Origin of the sequence: Halomonas sp. SIMBA_159 (assembly GCF_046536035.1) — a bacterium.
GTDB lineage: Bacteria > Pseudomonadota > Gammaproteobacteria > Pseudomonadales > Halomonadaceae > Vreelandella > Vreelandella venusta_A.
Genome location: NZ_JAWJBT010000404.1, coordinates 1 through 278, shown reverse-complemented (window position 1 = coordinate 278; position 278 = coordinate 1). Strand labels below are relative to the sequence as shown.

1 protein-coding gene is annotated in these 278 nt (G+C 74.5%); it reads right to left on the bottom strand.

Annotation, left to right across the window (positions count from 1 at the left end; translation table 11 throughout):
• Positions 1 to 278, bottom strand: a 278-nt coding sequence (locus tag R0J87_RS19800; protein ID WP_498888394.1) for a hypothetical protein, incomplete at both ends; no start/stop codon positions are given.

Below are 278 nucleotides of genomic sequence, written 5' to 3'. Positions count from 1 at the left end.
GCCGCGACCGGACCGGCCCACTGCCACGCCCGGCCGCCGTGGACGGGCACGGCCTTGTTCACGTCGGCCTGCCCCGCCGCCCGCTCGGCGTCCTGCACGATGAAGTCGTTCCAGCCGCCCACGCCCGACCTAGTCAGGTGCATCGCCGTGCCGAGCCGGTCCTTGAGCCCCAGGCGGTCGTCGAGCAGCCACGCCAACTCCTCGTCGCTCCGCTTGGGCAGGGCGACGGCGACGCCGAGGCCGACGATGGCCAGGCCGGCGAGGACGATCAGGCTCAC